This is a genomic window from Vibrio toranzoniae (assembly GCF_024347655.1).
In the GTDB taxonomy this organism is placed as follows: domain Bacteria; phylum Pseudomonadota; class Gammaproteobacteria; order Enterobacterales; family Vibrionaceae; genus Vibrio; species Vibrio toranzoniae.
Genome location: NZ_AP025514.1, coordinates 933,567 through 954,762, shown reverse-complemented (window position 1 = coordinate 954,762; position 21,196 = coordinate 933,567). Strand labels below are relative to the sequence as shown.

17 protein-coding genes are annotated in these 21,196 nt (G+C 44.9%); 11 read left to right on the top strand and 6 right to left on the bottom strand.

What is annotated here, in order from left to right:
• The first annotated feature begins 2 nt into the window (after nucleotides 1-2).
• Nucleotides 3-1,004 carry a DUF3080 domain-containing protein gene (locus OCU50_RS04285; RefSeq protein ID WP_060467310.1) on the top strand — a complete coding sequence of 334 codons (1,002 nt, stop codon included), beginning with the start codon at nucleotides 3-5 and terminating at the stop codon, nucleotides 1,002-1,004.
• Between the two features lie 18 nt (nucleotides 1,005-1,022).
• Here OCU50_RS04285 and OCU50_RS04280 read toward each other — a convergent pair whose 3' ends face one another.
• The 3 genes from OCU50_RS04280 to OCU50_RS04270 form a co-directional block, all read right to left on the bottom strand.
• Nucleotides 1,023-3,035 (bottom strand): DNA topoisomerase III, encoded by a 2,013-nt coding sequence (locus tag OCU50_RS04280; RefSeq protein ID WP_060467309.1) that lies wholly within the window; start codon nucleotides 3,033-3,035, stop codon nucleotides 1,023-1,025.
• 114 nt (nucleotides 3,036-3,149) lie between these two features.
• On the bottom strand, nucleotides 3,150-3,698 hold the full coding sequence (locus tag OCU50_RS04275) for an NAD(P)H nitroreductase (protein WP_060467308.1): 549 nt from the start codon (nucleotides 3,696-3,698) through the stop codon (nucleotides 3,150-3,152).
• A gap of 206 nt (nucleotides 3,699-3,904) precedes the next feature.
• Nucleotides 3,905-5,914, bottom strand: coding sequence for an NADPH-dependent 2,4-dienoyl-CoA reductase (locus OCU50_RS04270; protein ID WP_060467307.1), 2,010 nt, complete (start codon nucleotides 5,912-5,914; stop codon nucleotides 3,905-3,907).
• Between the two features lie 289 nt (nucleotides 5,915-6,203).
• Here OCU50_RS04270 and sppA point away from each other — a divergent pair, with 289 nt between their 5' ends.
• Together sppA and ansA are read left to right on the top strand one after the other, a co-directional pair.
• Entirely contained in the window at nucleotides 6,204-8,054 is a 1,851-nt protein-coding gene (gene sppA / locus OCU50_RS04265) for a signal peptide peptidase SppA (RefSeq protein ID WP_060467306.1), read from the top strand.
• A gap of 110 nt (nucleotides 8,055-8,164) precedes the next feature.
• The gene (gene ansA / locus OCU50_RS04260) at nucleotides 8,165-9,181 is read left to right on the top strand and encodes an asparaginase (protein WP_060467305.1); all 1,017 of its coding nucleotides are present in this window, start codon (nucleotides 8,165-8,167) and stop codon (nucleotides 9,179-9,181) included.
• A 160-nt stretch (nucleotides 9,182-9,341) separates the two neighbouring features.
• Here the strand turns inward: ansA and OCU50_RS04255 are convergent, their stop codons facing one another.
• Complete coding sequence (locus tag OCU50_RS04255; RefSeq protein WP_017056471.1) at nucleotides 9,342-9,623, bottom strand: YeaC family protein; 282 nt, start codon at nucleotides 9,621-9,623, stop codon at nucleotides 9,342-9,344.
• Nucleotides 9,624-9,737: 114 nt separating this feature from the next.
• Here OCU50_RS04255 and OCU50_RS04250 point away from each other — a divergent pair, with 114 nt between their 5' ends.
• Nucleotides 9,738-10,544 (top strand): DUF2989 domain-containing protein, encoded by an 807-nt coding sequence (locus tag OCU50_RS04250; protein WP_017056470.1) that lies wholly within the window; start codon nucleotides 9,738-9,740, stop codon nucleotides 10,542-10,544.
• Between the two features lie 147 nt (nucleotides 10,545-10,691).
• Here the strand turns inward: OCU50_RS04250 and msrB are convergent, their stop codons facing one another.
• Nucleotides 10,692-11,129 (bottom strand): peptide-methionine (R)-S-oxide reductase MsrB, encoded by a 438-nt coding sequence (gene msrB, locus OCU50_RS04245; protein ID WP_082710317.1) that lies wholly within the window; start codon nucleotides 11,127-11,129, stop codon nucleotides 10,692-10,694.
• A 319-nt stretch (nucleotides 11,130-11,448) separates the two neighbouring features.
• Here msrB and gap point away from each other — a divergent pair, with 319 nt between their 5' ends.
• Both gap and OCU50_RS04235 read left to right on the top strand, forming a co-directional pair.
• Nucleotides 11,449-12,444: a type I glyceraldehyde-3-phosphate dehydrogenase gene (gene gap, locus OCU50_RS04240; RefSeq protein ID WP_017056468.1), complete on the top strand. Its 996-nt coding sequence runs from the start codon at nucleotides 11,449-11,451 to the stop codon at nucleotides 12,442-12,444.
• A gap of 242 nt (nucleotides 12,445-12,686) precedes the next feature.
• On the top strand, nucleotides 12,687-13,571 hold the full coding sequence (locus OCU50_RS04235; protein WP_060467303.1) for a D-hexose-6-phosphate mutarotase: 885 nt from the start codon (nucleotides 12,687-12,689) through the stop codon (nucleotides 13,569-13,571).
• Nucleotides 13,572-13,672: 101 nt separating this feature from the next.
• On the opposite strand, the gene OCU50_RS04230 is transcribed toward OCU50_RS04235, so the two are convergent.
• On the bottom strand, nucleotides 13,673-14,641 hold the full coding sequence (locus tag OCU50_RS04230; RefSeq protein WP_060467302.1) for a nucleoside hydrolase: 969 nt from the start codon (nucleotides 14,639-14,641) through the stop codon (nucleotides 13,673-13,675).
• A 205-nt stretch (nucleotides 14,642-14,846) separates the two neighbouring features.
• Here OCU50_RS04230 and rlmA point away from each other — a divergent pair, with 205 nt between their 5' ends.
• The 5 genes from rlmA to OCU50_RS04205 all read left to right on the top strand — a co-directional run bounded on the left by rlmA (nucleotide 14,847) and on the right by OCU50_RS04205 (nucleotide 21,094).
• Nucleotides 14,847-15,662, top strand: a complete 816-nt coding sequence (gene rlmA / locus OCU50_RS04225) for a 23S rRNA (guanine(745)-N(1))-methyltransferase (RefSeq protein ID WP_060467301.1) — start codon at nucleotides 14,847-14,849, stop codon at nucleotides 15,660-15,662.
• A gap of 75 nt (nucleotides 15,663-15,737) precedes the next feature.
• On the top strand, nucleotides 15,738-16,697 hold the full coding sequence (locus OCU50_RS04220) for a ChaN family lipoprotein (protein WP_060467300.1): 960 nt from the start codon (nucleotides 15,738-15,740) through the stop codon (nucleotides 16,695-16,697).
• 274 nt (nucleotides 16,698-16,971) lie between these two features.
• Nucleotides 16,972-17,325: a hypothetical protein gene (locus OCU50_RS04215; protein WP_046222669.1), complete on the top strand. Its 354-nt coding sequence runs from the start codon at nucleotides 16,972-16,974 to the stop codon at nucleotides 17,323-17,325.
• A 111-nt stretch (nucleotides 17,326-17,436) separates the two neighbouring features.
• Nucleotides 17,437-19,323: a BCCT family transporter gene (locus OCU50_RS04210; RefSeq protein WP_060467327.1), complete on the top strand. Its 1,887-nt coding sequence runs from the start codon at nucleotides 17,437-17,439 to the stop codon at nucleotides 19,321-19,323.
• 193 nt (nucleotides 19,324-19,516) lie between these two features.
• Nucleotides 19,517-21,094, top strand: a complete 1,578-nt coding sequence (locus tag OCU50_RS04205; RefSeq protein ID WP_060467299.1) for an alkaline phosphatase — start codon at nucleotides 19,517-19,519, stop codon at nucleotides 21,092-21,094.
• Nucleotides 21,095-21,196 lie beyond the last annotated feature (102 nt).

The window sequence follows — 21,196 nt, the reverse complement described above, 5'->3', positions numbered from 1 at the left end:
CCATGAATCCTCGCCTTCTTTCAAATTTACTGCGGCGTTCACCACTGGTTCTGTTAACCATGGTGCTCGGTGGGTGTTTTGGGGAAGGCCCTGGAGACTTGTTCGACGACTATCAAACTAAAATAGCCAGAGTACAAGACGCCGATGAGATCAAAGAGAACTGGGAACTCGAAAGCTTACCGAGAAAGCGAGAGCTGTTATTGGATGTACCTTCGCTCTCTATCGGGCTCATCAACAGCTACCAGCTTCGTCAGTGTGGGTTATTTAATCTGATTGCCAAGAGGAATTCAGTTCTCGGAAAAGTCGCGGATGAGTTCCGCAATTACGATTATCAAGTCGATCTACTCGAGGGTATTGGTCAATGTTTAGCTAATAACGAGTTAGACCCAGAGATCGTGGAATTATTAAGAGAAATTGAACAACAGAAACTCGTACAGTTTCCGCTACATCAATGGAATCTCATCTACGCCAGTGATGCTATGCAGTCGCAAATGCGGGGGAGTCAGTGGTTACGTGCTGATATTGGCGATCAAGTGAGACAGACAAGTGACGCCCTAAAACATATCAATCAGGCGTTAAACACGTCGCTCGTTTCGGGCAAAACCATTGAAGTGCAAGAAGTACTGGAGAAGAGTTCTACGCTTGGAGATTTGTATTACTCACTCGCTCGTGCTTCAGTTGAGCTCGATACCATCACCAAACAACTCACAACTTTTGATGCCAATATCATCTGCGGAAAACAACGAGACACCACTAAGTTTCGTTATCTCAACAATGTGTTCGAACAACAGTATATTGATAAAGTTCAGCCTTACATGGCGCAACTGGATGGCTATTATCAGCAGTTAGCATCGCAGCTTGTTATGTTTGATGCTCAGCCAGAACTTCACAGCTACTACTTTCCTATCCGAGATACGCACCAAGCCTTTCGCGCCTCAACGCGCCGCCATGTGGATTACTGGCAGCAGTTGTTTAAGCGCTGCGGACGCAAGGTTGGACGTTAATCCCTCTACCGATAAGTACTAGCTCTTAGTGCCCTTTTTAGCGGAAGTACTTTTCTTAGCATACGAGCCATTCTTAGCATACGAACCGTTCTTGGCATAAGACTTCTTCGCACCACCTCCTTTACGACGTTTAAACGCTGGTCTTTCGACTTTAGGAAGGTGGCGGAGTGATTCAGGAACTTCTCCCGTTTTTACTTTACCCATCAGCCCATCTATCTTGCTTTCCAGCGCTTGCATAAAAGGTTGGTATGCTTGATTTCGTTCTGCCATACCTTGCAACTGGTGCTCCCAGTGTGCCGTCATGTCTGGGAAGGTAGAATCCTCAGGTAAGGCATGAATTAAACCTCTGCCTGCAGGGCTACTGTGAATATTTTTGCCTTGTCGCGTTAGCAGTTGCCTTTTGAAAAGGGTATCTAGAATGCCTGCACGGGTTGCTTCAGTACCAAGGCCATCGGTCTCTTTCAAGATGGCTTTGAGGTCTTTGTTTGCGACAAAGCGCGCGATACCAGTCATTGCTTGTAGCAAGGTCGCTTCGGTGAAGTGCTTTGGCGGTTCGGTTTTCTTATCGCCAATCACACCTTCACGACAGGTCAACACAGTCCCTTTATCGAGCGGTGGAACCGTATCAGTACCATCACCTTTCTCTTCGGTGTCGGTTTTACCCATCAACACTTTCCAACCCGGGTTGATAAGCTGACGCCCTTTCGCGATGAACACGCCACCAGCAATATCAAAGACTAACTTGGCATCGGCAAAAATAGCAGGTGGGTAGAATTGCATTAGATACTGGCGAGCGATCTGTTGATAGATTTTCATCTCATTGGCAGACAAACCATTCACCGATGATTTCTTTGGAGTAGGAATAATCGCGTGGTGAGCATCGACCTTGCTGTCGTTCCATGCTTTGGATTTAAGAGAAAGGTCCGCGCCTTGAGCCCCACTTTGCAGCTCTTTCGCATTGTTAGCGATAGCATCCACGATCGACTCTCGCTGAGAATAGTGCTCTTTAGGGAGATAGCGGCTATCAGAACGCGGGTAAGTGATGAGCTTGTGTTTTTCGTACAAAGACTGACAAGTGTCTAACACCTGCTGAGCACTCATGCCAAAACGTTTAGACGCATCAATCTGCAACGCAGACAACGAATAAGGCAATGGCGCCGCTTGTTTACTTTGCTTTTGCTCTGATTCTGTCACTGTCGCAGGCTGATTCGCAATTCGGTTAGCCACATTTTCAGCCAACTTTCGATTGAGTACTCGGCCTTCTTCATCTTGCCATGGTTTACATGCTTCGCTTGGTTTCCAACGCGCTCTAATATCAAAGCTCTGCCCATTGTTTTGATAAGGGATCAGCGCATGCAAAGTGAAATAATCTTTTGGAATGAAGTTTTCGATTTCTTCATCACGTCTCACCACCAAGCCAAGTACTGGAGTCTGCACTCGTCCTACCGACAGTACGCCTTGGTAGCCCGCCTTTTGGCCAAGCAAGGTATAGGCGCGAGTCATGTTCATTCCATACAACCAATCAGCTCTAGAGCGTGCTAAAGCCGAAATAGACAGTGGAATAAAATCACGGTTGCTGCGCATTTGAGAGAGCGCTCGCTTTACCGCTGGCAAGTTCAAGTCACTAATCAGCAGCCTGTCCATTGACTCTTTCTTGGCCTTGGACACCTTGCAGTAGTCAATCACTTCATCAACCAGCAGCTGCCCTTCTCTATCCGGGTCGCCAGCGTGAACAATTTGTGTCGCGTCCTTCAATAGCTTTCGGATCACCGTAAGCTGTTTGCTTGAAGTCTTACGCGGTCTTAATTGCCACTGCTCTGGCATGATAGGAAGATCGGCCAAGTTCCATTTTTTATAGCGGTCGTCATAAGCATCCGGCTCAACCTGCTCCAATAAGTGTCCAATACACCAAGTCACCACATCCCCATTACCACATTTGATAAACCCTTGGTCTTTCTTCTGTGGATTCGGTAGAGCGGCGGCGATCGCGCGGCCTAGGCTTGGTTTTTCAGCAATAATAAGGCGAGACATGTTTTTCCAGATACTACAAACAATTAGGGCCACATTATCTAATGTGGCCCCTAGAAATCAAGGGAAACTGGTTGTTTATACAGTTAGCATTCCACTATTCAGCTTCCACGTTCTTTATAAGAACTCGACGAACTTTGAGAATTCACGCTCTGACACTTTCATTGGCGTACAGCCCGGAGTACCCAAATATAAGAAACCAACAATTTCGTCATCGCCTTCTAGGCCAAATGCTTGGTGAACTTCTGGATGGAACATCCACTTACCTGAACGCCAAAAACCTTGGAAGCCTTGAGCGACGGCTGCCATTTGCATTGCTTGCGCAGCACAGCCAGCAGAAAGGTGTTGTTCGATCGCGGGCACTTTCTCGTGCTCAGTCACTTTAGCAATCACGGTGATCACCATTGGAGCTCGGAACGGCGCTTTCTTAACTTTCTCGATCACAGCTTCTTCGCTTTCATCCGCTTCAGCAGCACGAACCAAGATATCAGAAAGTTTCTGTAGCCCTGACCCTTGCGCGATAACAAAGCGCCAAGGTGTTAGTGCGCCATGATCTGGTGCACGTAAGCCCGCTTTGATGATGTTTTCTAACGCGACACCTTCAGGTGCCGGATCAGAGAGTTTTGCGATTGAGCGTCTGTTGAGCAATAGATCCAAAGCATCCATTTGAAGTCCTTACTAATTTTTATTGTTTGTATAGTTGAACTTTAGCACAGAATACAAACGATAATAAATCTCAACGACTGTCTCTTTAACCTAGATTAGAAACAATAAAGGCTCCTAAATCTATGACTTAGGAGCCTTGTTCAAAATCTAGCTCAGTAAATTAAGTAACAATATCTACCGATAAAATTACCGTTTGATAGCTGATTCTATAACTTAATAGCTAGCTCAACACCTTGACGAATCGCACGTACGGCATCCAGCTCTCCGGCATAATCGGCACCGCCTATCACGTGCAGTTTGCCACCAAACTCTTGCCACATACCTTCAAATGGTCGAACCGACACTTGGCCTGCACACACAACAACGGAATCGGCATCCAACACTTGGTCTTTTTTACCAACGCTGATATGCAGACCTTGGTCATCAATTTTATTGTAGCTCACGCCGCCAAGTAGGTTCACACCTCGTTTTTCTAGCGTACGTTTGTGAATCCAGCCCGTCGTTTTACCCGGGCCTTTACCAACACGACCTTCTTTACGCTGCATTACCCACACCGTTTTATCGCTGAACGAATCAGGGTAAGGATAAAGCCCGCCTGGGTGTTCCATGTTCTTATCGATGCCCCACTCATGCAGCCAGTCATCCAAGCTATGTGAAGTCGGCTCTGTCAGCATAGTTGCCACATCAATACCGATACCACCAGCACCAACAATTGCGACCTTTTTTCCTACTGGTGTCTTATCACGAATCAAGGTTTGGTAATCAACCACGTTTTCTTGATCAATGCCTTCAATATCGAGCTTTCTTGGTTCGACACCTGCCGCCATAACAACTTCATCGTACTTCAACAACATCTCGAACGTCGCTTCGGTATCCAGTTTTAAATTGACGCCTGACGCATCGATTTGGTTGGCAAAGTAACGAATGGTTTCTCTGAACTCCTCTTTACCTGGGATCTGCATTGCCAATCTAAACTGGCCGCCAATGCGGTCATTTTTCTCAATCAAGTCAACCTTGTGCCCACGCTGTGCCAACGTCGTTGCACAAGCCAAGCCTGCCGGGCCTGCGCCCACAACCGCAATGGTTTTAGTCGCTTCCGCAGGCTGAACAACCATTTCCGTTTCGTAACAGGCTCTAGGGTTAACCAAACAACTCGCTCGTTTGCCTTTGAATACGTTATCAAGACAAGCTTGGTTACAACCGATACAGGTATTGATGAACTGAGCTTGGTCTTGAGCGGCTTTATTAACGAAATCAGGGTCCGCCAAGAAAGGACGCGCCATAGACACCATATCAGCCTGTCCAGAGCTGAGAATACGTTCGGCTTCTTCTGGTGTATTGATACGGTTACAAGTAATCACTGGGATAGAAACATGCGGTTTTACTTTCTCGGTTACCCAAGAGAACGCACCGCGTGGTACTTGTGTCGCGATGGTCGGAATGCGCGCTTCGTGCCAACCGATACCGGTATTGATAATGGTAACGCCAGCTTCTTCTAGCTTTTGAGCCAGTAGAACAACATCTTCAAAGGTGCTGCCTTGCTCAACCAAATCCAGCATCGACAGTCGGAAAATAATAATAAAGTCATCACCCACTGCTTCGCGAATCGATTTAACGATCTCCAGTGGGAAACGCATACGCTTCTCATAAGAACCGCCCCATTCGTCGTAACGCATGTTGGTACGCTTACAGATGAATTGGTTAATTAAGTAACCTTCAGAGCCCATGATTTCAATGCCGTCGTAACCAGCGACTTGAGCGAGCTCGGCACTGTTGGCAAAGGCACCAATGGTCTTTTTGATTTGGCGAGGGCTCATCTCACTTGGAGCGAACTTAGCGATAGGCGCTTTAATGCCAGAAGCACTTTGCGCGAATGGGTGCATCGCATAACGACCTGCATGCAACAATTGAAGCGCAATTTTACCGCCGTGCTTGTGGACAGCTTCGGTAACAACTTGGTGCGCTTTGGCGTGCTTTACTTTACTGAATTCAGCACTGAATGGGGTTAATCTGCCACGTAAATTAGGAGAGAAACCACCGGTAACAATAAGACCAACGCCTCCTTTTGCTCGCTCTTCATAAAACGCGGCGAGTTTGTGTAGGCCTTCTTTATTTTCTTCTAAACCTGTGTGCATTGATCCCATCAATACACGGTTACGTAACTGAGTAAATCCAAGATCGAGTGGTTCAAGTAAATGTGGGTACATGGCAGACATCACTTCTATTATTTTATCCTTGTGGTCTGACCACACTATAGTTCAATCATCAAAAGTTCAAACAACCGTTTACATTTTTGTAACACCGATCATAGTGCTTTGAATTTTCATGCTTCAAAAGCCAACTCTAAAGGTCAATAGACCCTATACTTAATGAGAATATATATCGATAAACTATTCTTGGTGTAGTTTGAGCTTGGGAATTATCGTAGGATACTAAGCAGCTTAATATTATGAGATTAATGGTTTACGGCTTGTTCAGGCAACGTTATCTCACCGTGGAGAAAGAATGAAAAAAATATTCAAATTTATCGGTATGATTTTTAAAGGGATTTGGAAGCTCATTACGTTTGTACGTCTTGCGCTTGTTAACATCATCTTTTTACTCAGTATCGCCATCATTTACTTTGTATACTTCCACTCGACTACGACTAAGCCGGTCGTTCCACAACAATCGGCTTTAGTACTTAACCTATCGGGTCCAATTGTAGAACAAAGCCGTTATATCAACCCGATGGACTCCGTAACAGGGTCATTGCTTGGTAAAGACTTTCCGAAAGAAAACGTACTGTTTGATATTGTTGAAACGATTCGCTACGCCAAAGACGATGAAAACGTAACGGGCATTGTATTAGCGCTTAAAGAGCTACCAGAAACCAATCTAACCAAGCTTCGTTACATTGCTAAGGCACTGAACGAGTTCAAAGCAGCTGGTAAGCCGATTTATGCGGTAGGTGACTTTTACAACCAGAGCCAATACTACCTAGCGAGCTACGCGACTAAAGTATTCTTGTCGCCAGATGGTGGTGTCCTTCTTAAAGGCTACAGCGCTTACTCACTTTATTACAAAACCTTATTAGAAAAGCTAGACGTGAACACCCATGTGTTCCGAGTAGGCACTTACAAGTCTGCAATCGAACCTTTTATTCGTGATGACATGTCAGATGCTTCCAAAGAGTCAGCATCACGTTGGTTAGGCCAACTATGGGGTGCGTACGTCGATGACGTGACCAACAATCGCCAAATAGATGCTAAAACTCTAAACCCAAGCATGGAATCATTCTTGGAAGACCTTGAGTCAGTAGACGGTGATATCGCAAAACTGGCAGAAAAGCTTGGCTTAATTGATGAGCTAGCGACTCGCCAGCAAGTACGACTCAAACTTGCAGATGTGTTTGGCAGCGACGGTCAAGACAGCTACAACGCGCTTGGCTACTACGAATACCGTGCAACGATGCTTCCAGACCTAACAAGTGAATCGCATGATGTTGCTGTAATTGTTGCCAGTGGTGCCATTATGGATGGTAAGCAACCACGTGGTACGGTTGGTGGGGACACGACTGCCGCACTACTTCGCCAAGCTCGTAACGACGACAAAGTGAAAGCCGTCGTACTTCGAGTAGACAGCCCCGGTGGCAGCGCATTTGCTTCAGAAGTAATACGTAATGAAATAGAAGCAATCAAACAAGCAGGCAAACCTGTTGTCGTCTCTATGTCTAGCCTCGCCGCTTCTGGTGGTTATTGGATCTCTATGAGCGCGGACAAAATCTTAGCTCAACCAACCACACTAACGGGCTCGATTGGCATCTTCAGCGTTATCACGACCTTCGAAAAAGGACTAAATGACATTGGTGTTTACACTGATGGCGTTGGTACATCACCCTTCTCCGATCTGGGTATTACGACAGGACTAAGTGATGGTGCTAAAGACGCTTTCCAAATGGGCATTGAAAATGGTTACCGCCGTTTTATCAGCCTGGTTGGAGAAAATCGCGGCATGGACATTGGTTCCGTCGACGAGATCGCTCAAGGTCGAGTATGGACAGGTCAAGATGCGATGCAGAGAGGCCTAGTCGATGAAATTGGTGATTTTGATGATGCGATTGCAGCGGCAGCTTCGCTTGCCGAGTTAGAAGCCTACAACATTTACTGGGTAGAAGAGCCTCTTTCAGCAACTGAACAATTTATTCAAGAATTCATGAATCAAGTTCAGATGTCGATTGGTCTTGATATTCAATCCATGATACCAAGCAGTTTACAGCCAGTTACTCAGCAGCTAGCTCAAGATAGCCAACTGTTAGGCAACTTTAACGACCCACAAGGCCGTTATGCTTTTTGCTTAAACTGCCAAGTTCAATAAGCTAAACCAATAACCAAGAGGCGCCTCTGTGTTAGGTGCCTCTTTTTATTGCATGACAATTCGCTATAATCGCCTCCCTGTTCCCTATATCACACTAAGTATTAATCGCTATGGAAAGAAAACACATCTATATCGCGTACACTGGCGGCACTATTGGCATGCAGAAATCTGTTGATCACGGTTATGTCCCAGTCGCAGGTTTCATGGACAAGCAGCTAGCTGGCATGCCTGAATTCCATCGCCCAGAGATGCCTGAGTACACCATTCATGAATACTCTCCGTTAATGGACTCTTCAGATATGACGCCGCTTGATTGGCAGACTATCGCTGATGATATCCGGGCGAACTACGATAAATACGATGGTTTCGTTATCCTGCATGGCACAGACACTATGGCTTACACCGCATCTGCGCTGTCGTTCATGTTAGAAAACCTAGGCAAGCCTGTGATTGTAACGGGATCTCAGATTCCACTCGCAGAACTACGTTCAGATGGACAAGCCAACCTACTGAACGCACTGCACATCGCGGCGAACTACCCTATCAACGAAGTGACACTGTTCTTCAACAACAAATTGATGCGTGGCAACCGCAGCACCAAATCACACGCTGATGGCTTCAATGCGTTTACCTCCCCAAACCTGACCCCATTGCTAGAAGCGGGTATCAACATCCAACTTAGCAATAACGTAAAGGTAAACGAACAACCGGAAGGTGATTTCAAGGTTCATAACATTACTCCGCAACCTATCGGCGTCATCACTATGTACCCAGGCATCTCACACGAAGTGATCCGTAACACGTTACTACAGCCTGTTAACGCAATGATTCTGCTTACTTTTGGTGTAGGCAACGCCCCACAAAACCCCGAACTTCTTCAACACTTAAAAGAGGCCTCAGAGCGAGGTGTCATTGTGGTGAACTTAACTCAATGCTTGGCGGGTAAAGTCAACATGGGGGGGTACGCAACAGGCTGTGCCTTGGCGGAAGCAGGTGTAATCAGTGGTTACGATATGACCCCAGAAGCGGCACTAGCGAAGTTACACTATCTACTAAGCCAAAACTTGAGCTACGAAGAAGTGAAGATTCAGATGCAACAAGTGTTACGTGGTGAGATGAACTTATAAGATTGTTAACTGTTCGTTGATCCAAGACCTTGATGTGAATCCTGTCTCTTCACGATAATCAAAAGATTTTAACGTGAACTAAGTCGTTTTATTGCTTACAAATAAACAACTTAACAATAAAAGGGATGGCACAGTGCCACCCCTTTGTTGTAATTTAAGATTAATGATTTGGGTTAACCCTAACAATATCTTCTTGGTCTGATTTAAACTGTTTCTTTAGTTCAGACTTAGATTTAAAACTCATCTCACCGCCAGCTGCAATTGTCATATGTTGAGCTTCAGAGTTATGTTTAGATTGGTATAACATAACCGCTTGCATACACGAATCGCGCTGTTCTTTTGAGAGCACCGTACCTTCTGGCCATTTACCCGTTTCAACAGCGTAAGTTAAACGTTCGTAGACTTCGGGAGTCATTGCGCTAAGAAGTTGTTCTGCATCCATGGTAAAAGCCTTAGTTTTAACAATTTTCACCAGAAAATAACCCGTAACAGAATTGAGTCAAGAACCTGACCGAAAATAAGTGTATTTGATCACAAGTGAAGGAATATGAAAATTATGAAATGGTTGGCGGTTGGCATATTGCCTCTCACTTTAGTTGGGTGTCTTGAAGGGAACAAAAATACCGATCAGTTGTGCCAAAGCAACCCGGCGTTACAGTGTGAGCAATTGAACATGAATGACGGTCAATGTCGCGTTGCGCGTACCGACCTTATATGGCATCGATTTGAAGTCCAAAAACAACCAACCGAAACCAATAAGATTAAAGAATTTAAACTGGTCACTGCCTATAAGAAATGCCTAGAGCTTGCCGCACAGATCGAGACGATTGACCAATCCAAACTTCAAGAACGCCGCTTTACTTCTTTAATGCACAGCATTGAAGAGTCTGAACGCATTGTTGAAGAACTCGCTCAATCAGACACGCCTGAAACACTCTACTTTTTGTGGTCACAAACTGGCGACATCAGTGCAAGGCGCAGTTTCTTACAGTTAGAAGGAAAAGAAGCCTTAAATACCGCAGAAATGCAGTATGCCTTAGCGACTTTCTATACCACGAGAGATCATGCTAAAACGTTAAAATTGCTCAATAATGCCCTGACATTATCTAATGGTTCAATCGTTAATACTGAAATCTTCAAGTCTATGGCCAGCATCAACCACAGCCTAGGTCACATGGAAAAAGCGTACGTGTGGGCAATGGTAGCTAAAGAATTTAATGTACCGATAGCATCTGAAGCGGAGTTGGCTGTTCTTTATCGTTTCGCCAAGCCAAAATACAAACAGTTAAACAAAGACGCTGATAAAATTGTCGAAGCCATTGAAGATGGAGTGTACAGCTCTTCCGTAATCCCAAATTATTGAGCTTGCCGTTCCCACATATTAAAAATAAAAACAGCTACCATGATGGTAGCTGTTTTTATTTGTACTAGAGTTAACTCTGTAATATGAGTCGTTCAAGGTTCCTTAATCGACAAATGCGATCTGTAAGGATTAAACAATAGTGACAAGTTATTTCGTATTTTTGTCATTTTTGTTGAAAATTAACGACACCGAATTAACACAAAATCGCTCACCGGTTGTCTTCGGACCATCAGGGAAAACGTGACCTAAATGGCTATCACAAGCAGTACAACGGATCTCTACACGTTTCATTCCGTGACTTAGATCTTCTATATAGCGTACGGCTTCATCCGTCACAGGGGCATCAAAACTAGGCCAACCGCACCCAGAGTCGTATTTGTTATCCGACAGAAACAAAGGGCTTTCGCAGCATGTACAACTATAGATCCCCGTCTCTTGGTTGTGTAGTAACTTACCGCTATATGGGGCTTCAGTACCACGTTGACGACACACTGCAAACTCGTCGTCTGATAGGCGCTCGCGCCAGTATTCATCAGGCTTTATCATGTTTTCTTCCTTTTGAATCACGTTAATATATCTCCACATTCTCATTTATTATATTTACTTTTTTCTATAAAGGCTTGCATGTAAGTCATTTTGTAGCACATACTTTCTCACTAGAAAACATTGTACATATACACTCATAAATGAATCATCATTTAGGGGTATTTTACCCAACTGGAAGGGTACAGAGCCATTCGCAATGGTCAATTTTCAACCACTTACACCCAATTGTTAAGAAAAGCGGCGCTTTTTTTTGACTTTAAACAAGTTAAGTCGGATTATCTATTGCAGATGTATACTGGATTCTGTAATTTTACTACCAGTTATCTTTAATCAGAAATTAAGTTGTGGAGCAACTACAATGACTATCAAAGTAGGTATTAACGGTTTTGGCCGTATCGGCCGTTTCGTATTCCGCGCAGCTCAAGAGCGTGCAGACATCGAAGTAGTAGGTATTAACGATCTAATCGACGTAGAGTACATGGCATACATGCTTAAGTACGACTCAACTCACGGCCGTTTCAACGGTACTGTTGAAGTTGAAGGCGGTAACCTAATCGTTAACGGTAAAACTGTACGTGTTACAGCTGAACGTAACCCAGAAGATCTTAAGTGGGATGCTATCGACGTTGACGTAGTTGCTGAAGCAACTGGTCTTTTCCTAACTGACGAGACTGCACGTAAGCACATCACTGCTGGTGCTAAGAAAGTTGTTCTTACTGGTCCTTCTAAAGATGCAACTCCAATGTTCGTAATGGGCGTTAACCAAGCATCTTACGCTGGCCAAGACATCGTTTCTAACGCTTCTTGTACGACTAACTGTCTTGCACCTATCGCTAAAGTACTTAACGATAAGTGGGGCATTGAGTCTGGTCTTATGACTACTGTTCACGCTACTACAGCAACTCAAAAAACTGTAGATGGCCCTTCTGCTAAAGACTGGCGCGGTGGCCGTGGTGCTTCTCAAAACATCATCCCATCTTCAACTGGTGCTGCTAAAGCTGTAGGCGTTGTTCTTCCAGAACTAAACGGCCTTCTAACTGGTATGGCTTTCCGTGTACCAACTGCTAACGTATCTGTAGTTGACCTAACTGTTAACCTAAAAGAAGCTGCATCTTACGAAGAAATTTGTGCTGCAATGAAAGAAGCTTCTGAAGGCGAAATGGCTGGCGTTCTAGGCTACACAGAAGACCAAGTTGTTTCTCAAGACTTCATCGGCGAAACTCAAACTTCAGTATTCGATGCTAAAGCTGGTGTTGCTCTAACTGACAAATTCGTTAAAGTTGTATCTTGGTACGACAACGAAATCGGTTACTCAAACAAAGTTCTAGACCTAATCGCTCACATCTCTAAGTAATTTCTTTTTAGAAATCGCTTTAGATAAGCATTAGCGAAGACTGCTTTGAGCAGACTTTGAAAAAGGCGACCTTAGTGTCGCCTTTTTAATACCTGCTATCTTTTAAACCGCATCTATCTAAACTCATCAAGATAGCCCAAACGCAAAATTCAATTCTAATACTTACTCTGCTTGTTACTCATGAAAAATCAAGCATCACTCTAGTCAGCATTTGAATTCAATTTCCTTAGAAGGATCATGTAATGGATTTATCTACTCTACCTGCACTAGCGGTACTTTCTGATAACGTCACTATCGTTGAACACGAAGGTGTAAAACTGGTTCGCGTTATCCACGATAAAGCAAACGCTGCGATTTCGTTGTTTGGCGGTCATGTCGTGTCATTCCAGCCACAAGGTCAAGAAGACCTGGTTTGGATGAGCCAACAAGCTAAATTCGACGGAAAAACGGCTCTACGTGGCGGTATTCCGGTATGTTGGCCTTGGTTTGGTCGCATTGCAGCACCTGCTCATGGCTTTGCTCGTTCAAGTGAGTGGCAATTGGTTGAGCATCGTGAAAGCGAAGCTGGCGTGATTGTGAGCTTAGGTCTGAAACCTAACGAAGCGACGCTGGCAGTATGGCCTCATCAATTCGATGCTCGATTGAACGTTGAGATTGGCGACCAACTAAAAGTAACTTTGGATGTGAAAAACACTGATTCTCAGCCATGGACTTTCTCTGGTGCCTTGCACACTTACCTAAACGTTGGTGATATTCACACCACAACCACAACAGGTATGGGCGCTGAGTACATCGATAGCCTACAAGGTGGCAAGATCTGCCAAGGTGGATCTGAACTGGTACTGACCGACACGATTGACCGTGTTTACACACAACCAGAAGCGCAAATCTTTGTTGCTGACAAGAAGCTGGATCGCACGCTAACAGTTGAAAACCACGGTCATAACTCTGCCGTACTATGGAACCCTTGGGCTGAAGGCGCTGCAAGTATGGGCGACATGCAAGACGACGGTTACCTAACCATGCTGTGCGTAGAATCAACACTGCATGCACCAAGCCTAGAAGCAGGAAAAACGCTACAGCCTGGCGAAAATCACCAACTGATTACGGTGATTGCCGCTCAGTAAGCGACTCAATAAGAATATTTAAAGGCCGGCTCATCCGGCCTTTTTTACAGCTACTTTTTTAAGCGACTTATTGACAATACTATGATGGCTATCAATTAGCTCTACTGCTGTGAATAGTGAACTAAAGTTTCTCGATAGAGTGACAGTAACGTATTGTCGTCCACTTTAACTCCGACTTTTTGAGCAGGGAACGGGCTCCACTCATCATTCATATATTTACGTTGGTCACCTTTCTGAATTGTCATCCCTTCAGCTGGGCCATCAGTCACGACTCTGACCGAGCCACTACGACAGGTAAACAGAGATGGTTGTATAACATAAGCAATCGCTGAAGGATCGTGAACATGACACCCTTCCATGCCTACTTTTTCGGAATAGAACTTTAAGTAGTAACGGCTGACATCCCAGATGAACTGTCCAACCTCCCCAGCTTCGTCTCGCAAATCATCTAGGTATTGGCGAGTAAAAAAGCTCTCCTCAGTAACATCAAGACCGATAATCACAACAGGCCATGAGGCAGTAAATACCTTGTCGGCTGCATGAGGGTCATCATGGATATTCGCTTCAGCAAATGGAGTCACATTACCTCTATGGTCATTTTCACCGAACGCGCCTCCCATAACGACCACTTCTTTTACCAAATCGACAATTTCTGGGTCGGCTTCCAGAGCGAGTGCGAGGTTAGTAAGAGGGCCAACCGCCACAAGAGTAACCTCTCCCGGTTCAGCTCTAACACTGTCGACAATGAACTGATAAGCTGGCTTATCAATCGCTGTGACATCTAACGAACTTGGCGCTTTTACATCACCAAAACCTTCCTCGCCATGCACAACAACCGTGGCTCCAACGGGATCTCTGATTAAGGGTTTATCCGTCCCCTTAGCCACGAGCGCGTTCATACCAAATCTCTGCTTCAAATAGAGAGCATTCCGAGTACCGTTGTCTATCGTCGCATTACCATAAACCGTGGTGATGCCCATCAGGTCAATATCCGGGTGCGCTTCTGCAAATAGGATTGCCATTGCATCATCGATGCCCGGATCTGTGTCTAAGATGATTTTCTTTGTCATATCAGCTTCTAATTAAACAGTAGGAAGGAGGGAACGATACCCATAAAAAAATCAGATAAACGTGATCTAAACCTAATGCTATGATTTTGATTGAAATAGTACTTAAACTCATCACTCTAAGAGCGAATGTTTTCGTCTTTTTATTTAGCCTGATGCAGACCTTTTTGGTAGAATTTGCGCCCAACTCTATGCCCCTGAGAGCGTCATGACTTACCAATGCCCTTTGTGTCACCAACCTTTGTCTCAACACGATCGTACGTTTAAGTGTGAAAAGAACCATCAGTTCGACCTAGCGAAAGAAGGCTATGTCAATTTGATGCCAGCACACCACAAACGCTCAAAAGATCCAGGTGACAATAAAGAGATGATGCAGGCACGTCGTCGCTTCCTGGAAGGCAACCATTACCACCCAATGCGCCAAGCGGTAATCGGCTTATGCTCAAGCTACCTGCCAGACTCTGATCCTAGCCTGTTGGATATTGGCTGTGGCGAAGGGTATTACACCAACGAAATCGCGTTGAATCTTCAAAATAAAAACAGCGCTATTTTTGGCCTAGATATTTCAAAGATTGCTATCAAATACGCCGCTAAGCGCTACCCTGCTGTCGACTTTTCTGTTGCTTCTAGTCATCGTCTCCCCTTTGCTGAAAACAGCTTAGATGGCATTCTGCGCATTTACGCGCCATGTAAGGCTGAAGAGCTGCAACGTACCATCAAAGATAATGGCGTCGTGATCACTGTGACACCAGCCAGTCGACACTTATACCAACTGCGTGATGCGATTTATGATGGTGTTCGCTTGCATGACGAAGATCCAGAAGTGATCGAAGGTTTTACGCTTGAGCACCAAGAGCAACTAAACTATGTAATGGAACTATCGGGATCAGATGCATTCGACCTGCTACAGATGACGCCGTTTGCTTGGAAAGCGACTGAGGAATTTAAACAACAACTCACCGAAGCTGAGCAATTCAACTGTGAAGCAGACTTTATGCTAAGAGTGTATCGCAAACACATTTAATTGATATTGATTATCGTTTGCATTGAAATCTAATCTTGCCTCCTTTAGTATGCGTGTTCTTCAAGGAGGCATTTCATGCAACGTATTATTCTTATCGGATTAGCTACCCTGCTCACGGCTTGTGCTAATCAACCTTCAAACAGCACTTCTCAAAAAGTGGCTAACACGCAAACGGAAACCATTTCCACATTCTATGATTACCAGCTTGCTTCTCCACAAGGTGAAACGCTTTCTCTCAATGCTTTACCTGAGCAGTTGATTGACGCTGATGTGGTTCTTATTGGTGAATGGCACACTCACTCGGCAATCCATCGCTTTCAAACCGACTTCTTAAAAGCGCGCCGCAACGCCACATCAAACATTGCGCTTTCAATGGAACAGTTCACTCGAGAACACCAAACCACACTCGACCAATACTTAAGCGGCAAAATTGGTGAACAAACTCTCATGTCTCAAGCGGCAGCTTGGCCAAATTACGAAAGTGATTACCGCGCGTTAGTTGAGTTCGCAAAAGCCAACGACGTCGATGTTATTGCGGCAAATGCACCAAAGCCATTTGTTCAGTGTATTGGCCGTAAAGGATTGTCTTACCTAGACCAGTTATCGACCGAGCAACGCCAATGGATTGCTGCCGAAGTGGATACTGGTGATAGCCCTTACAAAGAAAAGTTCATGGCTTCGATGCATCACGGCACCCCAGAGCAAACAGAAAAGCAGTTTGCCGCTCAGGTAACGTGGGACGAAACCATGGCAGAGTCGATTGTGGATTACCTAGCGTCGAATCCGAATAAACAAGTAATTCATGTGGCTGGCAAGTTCCACACCGAGGGTGGTTTAGGGACGGCAGTATCGATTCTACGTCGTAACCCTGATTTGAAAGTGGTCGTTATCAGCCCTATTGAAGAGTTATCAGCGGATACGAGCGACTACCAACTAAAAGTACTTTCGCCTCCCGCTCGCTTTGTTCAAAAAGAGAACCGAATGAAGGCATACAAGCACCTATCTAAACGCGGTTCTGATCTCAAGTGCGACTAAATACATTCTCAATCCAGCCTTAAGCTTTATTTAAGTTGAAGTCTGGTAAGCGAGAAACCTGGTAACCTAGAAGTCTGGCACGCTAAAAGTTTGTTCAATAGCGCTCTAAGTTAAATATTAATATCGGCATAGGAATTGCTTAATTACCAAGCGGTTTTGATTAAGCAGAAGAAAATGTAATGTGCGAATAAAAAGCATCACTATCGATGATTAATTGCACAAGTTTTTCACACCTCTGCCGATACTATATTTAAGGATAGGTAAGGAGAGCGATATGACGCCAGTAGGAACGAGTAACACTCAGCTGTATTCACCTTCGCAAATGAGCGCACAAGCTAAAAGCAATGAAGCTGAAAAGCCTGCACCTCTTAAGGTTGAGCAAAATACCGTGAAGCTTTCTGATGAAGGCAAAGCCCTATTATCTGCCCTTAAAGAGATCGATAAAGAAGCCAAAAAGGTCGAAGCTGAAAACGCGACCGTTACCGATAAGGTTGAGTCATTTGCTCATGGCGCTTTAGGTATGGATCACCCAGATAAGATTGAAGAAGAGGACGATGGTTCTTATTCTGCAGGGCAATACCTGTCCGCAGCGGCAACCGTTGGTGGGATCCTTCTCGCTCTGGTTTAACGCCCTCCCCTCATGAATTAAATCTATTTGTTGTTACGACAATAGATTCGATTTGCCCTAAAAAATGAGTTCACTCCATAATTCCTCTCTCATTTTAATGGAATTATGCTCGTGAAAAACGCTTTTGAGCTTATTGATAAGCCAACCTTCTTTGGTGCAATTGCACTCCTACTCACGATAGTTTTCCCGCTCATTTTGTTCCCGACTCAGGGCGCAGACTGGATTGCGGTTGCAAAAACATTCATGACAGATCAGCTTGGATTTCTCTATCTTGCTTTAGGTCTCGCTGCCTGCGCATTTATGGTTTACGTTGTCTTCAGTGATATGGGACAAATCAAACTAGGAGAAGCTGATGAAGAGCCTGAATTCAAAACAGCATCATGGGCTGCAATGCTATTTTGTGGTGGTATCGGTGCAAGTATCCTGTACTGGGGCTGTATTGAGTGGGCTTACTACTACCAATCACCTCCTTTCCAACTAGAGCCGGGCAGCGAAGAGGCGGTTCGCTGGGCAGCAACTTACGGTTTGTTCCACTGGGGACCTATTGCTTGGTCTATCTATCTAATCCCTGCAATTCCTATTGCTTACTTTTTCTATGTTCGTAAACAGCCCGTTCTAAAGATCTCTAGTGCGCTGATGCCTGTTCTTGGTGAGCACCGCAGTAAAGGCGTACCTGGAAAAATCGTCGATATCCTATTCATTTTCGGCCTACTTGGCGGTGCGGCGACAACATTAGGTTTAGCAGCCCCTCTTATTACTGAAGGTCTGAACCACCTATTTGGTCTACCTAAAAATAACCTAACGCAAGTGATGGTGCTTTTAGTGTGTACTGCGATTTTTGCTTACTCATCTTATGCAGGATTAGAAAAAGGCATCAAGATTCTAAGTAATATCAATTTCTGGGGTGCGATGGGTCTACTGGTTTTCGTGTTGATTGCGGGTCCAACCATCTTCATGCTTGAAACTGGTTTAGATTCAATTGGTCGCCTACTGTCTAACTTCTTCGTGATGGCGACATGGGCAGAACCATTTGGAGGTTACGGTACCTTTGAAAACACCCACTTCCCACAAGACTGGACCATTTTTTACTGGGCATGGTGGTTAGTATTTGCACCGAGTATGGGTCTGTTTGTTGCGCGTATCTCTCGCGGCAGAACCATCAAACAAATGGTGTCAGGTTCTATCTTCTTCGGTTCACTAGGGTGTTTCTTGTTCTTCATGATCCTAGGTAACTACGGATTATCACTACAACTTTCCGGTGAACTCGATGTGGTTGCTATCCTGAATGCCGAAGGCGCAACTAAGGCCATTTTCTCGATGCTAGCGCAACTGCCGATGAGCACTCTAGTTATCGCGGTATTCACTCTGCTTTGTATCATCTTTACAGCAACGACGTTTGACTCTATCTCATACATCCTTGCGTCTGTGGTTCAAAACAATGTGACTGAAGAACCAATGCGTTGGAACCGTATGTTCTGGGCATTCACTCTGTCGTTCTTACCAACGATTCTGATGTTCTTGGGTGGTTTAAGTACACTACAAACCGCGGCAATTGTCGGTGGTTTACCGTTGCTTGTTATTTCTGTGATGCTGATGATCTCAGCAGTTCGTGCGACTAACCTCGACCTGCGCCACCAAGATGCGTACATCGAACCAACGATTAACATCGAAGAGTTGCCAGACATGGATCCATGGTCTGCAGAAGGTATGGCACTGGCTCAGTTTGAGAAAGAAAGAGATGCAGCACAAGATGCCGCTGAACTGGAGCGTATTGCATACAAAGAACTTGCTACAGTGAAGAAAGAAATTCGCGCTTATGTGTTAGAACAAGGTTCACAAATGGAAACTCACGAATTACCAGAGAATCTGCAACAAGCACTTGAGCAGGCCGAGAGTAATCTAAGTACCGCACAAGCTAAGAAGATCGAGTTATCTGAGCAAGCTCAGAATGCTCGAATTGCATTCAATCAAGTGGTTACGCAACTACCACTTGCTTAACATTAGCCATAACGTCGTCCATTTACTTGGACACTCCTAAGTAAGCAAAAGGCTCACCGAAATGTGAGCCTTTTTTTATGTTCTCTCAGAACTTTGAGTTATTACTCAAATTTATAATTATGAAACAAATGTGAAACGACTTTGACATGTTTTGATGTTCTAATCATCCGGCTTATATGAAAAGGGACAACTAATGAAGCACATTATTAAACCAATCATTGCCGCAGTGGCAACCTCAACACTCTCATTCAACGTACTTTCAGCAGAAATCAAAAACGTCATTCTGATGATTGGTGATGGTATGGGACCTCAGCAAGTTGGCTTATTGGAAACCTACGCGAACCAGGCGCCAAATTCCATTTATAAAGGGAATAAAACCGCCCTTTACCAATTAGCTCAAGAAGGGGTCATTGGTTCATCCCTGACTCACCCAGAAGATGCGATTGTGGTAGATTCCGCTTGTTCTGCAACCATGCTTGCAACGGGTATCTATAGTGGTTCAGAAGTGATTGGCATTGACTCGCAAGGCAATCATGTCGAGACGGTACTTGAGAAAGCCAAAAAAGCAGGCAAAGCAACTGGCCTAGTGTCCGACACGCGTTTAACTCACGCGACACCCGCTTCTTTTGCGGCTCACCAACCTCACCGTTCACTCGAAAACCAAATTGCTAACGACATGCTAGAAACGGGCGTTGATGTAATGCTTTCAGGCGGGCTACGTCACTGGATTCCAAAATCGACCAATGACAAAGGCGAAACCTACAAGCAACTTGAGAAATTGACTCAGGGCGATGTTTACCTAAAATCAAAACGTAAAGACGACCGTAACCTTCTAACTGAAGCAGAAAAGGACGGCTACCAACTGGCGTTTAACCGTAGCATGTTAGAAGAAGCTAAAGGCGATAAGCTACTTGGCCTGTTCGCCTACTCAGGCATGGATGACGGCATCGCTTACAGCAACAAGAAAAAAAGTGGCGACCGTACTCAGCCAAGCTTGAAAGAGATGACACAAAAAGCACTCAACGTCTTATCCAAAGATGAAGACGGCTTTTTCCTAATGGTTGAAGGCGGTCAAATCGACTGGGCGGGCCATAGTAACGATGCCGGCACTATGCTGCATGAACTGCTCAAGTTTGATGAAGCGATCCAAACGGTGTATGAATGGGCAAAAGATCGTGAAGACACGATCGTGATAGTGACCGCAGACCACGAAACGGGTTCTTTCGGGTTTAGCTACTCTTCTGACAACCTACCAAAACCACAGAAACGTTCTGGCGAAGCTTTCGCTGATCGCGACTATGCACCCAACTTTAACTTTGGTGCATTCGACATTCTAGATGGTTTATATAATCAGAAACAAAGCTACTATGGCATGATCAGCGAATATCAGAAGCTGGATAAAGCGCAGCAAACACCTGAAAAGCTGGCTGAGATCGTCAACCAGAATAGTGAGTTCCCTATCACAGCGGAACAGGCGAAAAACATATTAGCCAGTAAGCCGAACCCATACCGATTGGCTCAGCACAAATACTTGTCTGCAGAAGAAGTGCCTGCTATCAACGATTTTGATGCGTTCTTCCCTTATAACGACCGTGGCAATTTACTTGCTCGTGAACAAGCAACAGGTCAAAACATCGTTTGGGGTACAGGCACACACACTCACACACCAGTGAACGTTTTTGCTTGGGGCCCAGCAGAGAAAATACTGCCAGTTTCGAAAATCATGCACCACTCAGAACTGGGTGAGTACATTAAACAACAAGTAAACTAGCCTGAACTTTTTACTCGTTTAAGCAAGCGCCCTTCGGGGCGTTTTTTGATTCTAGTTGTTGGTTTTTTTTGGTACTACCGAATAGCAAAACAGCCGCTCAAG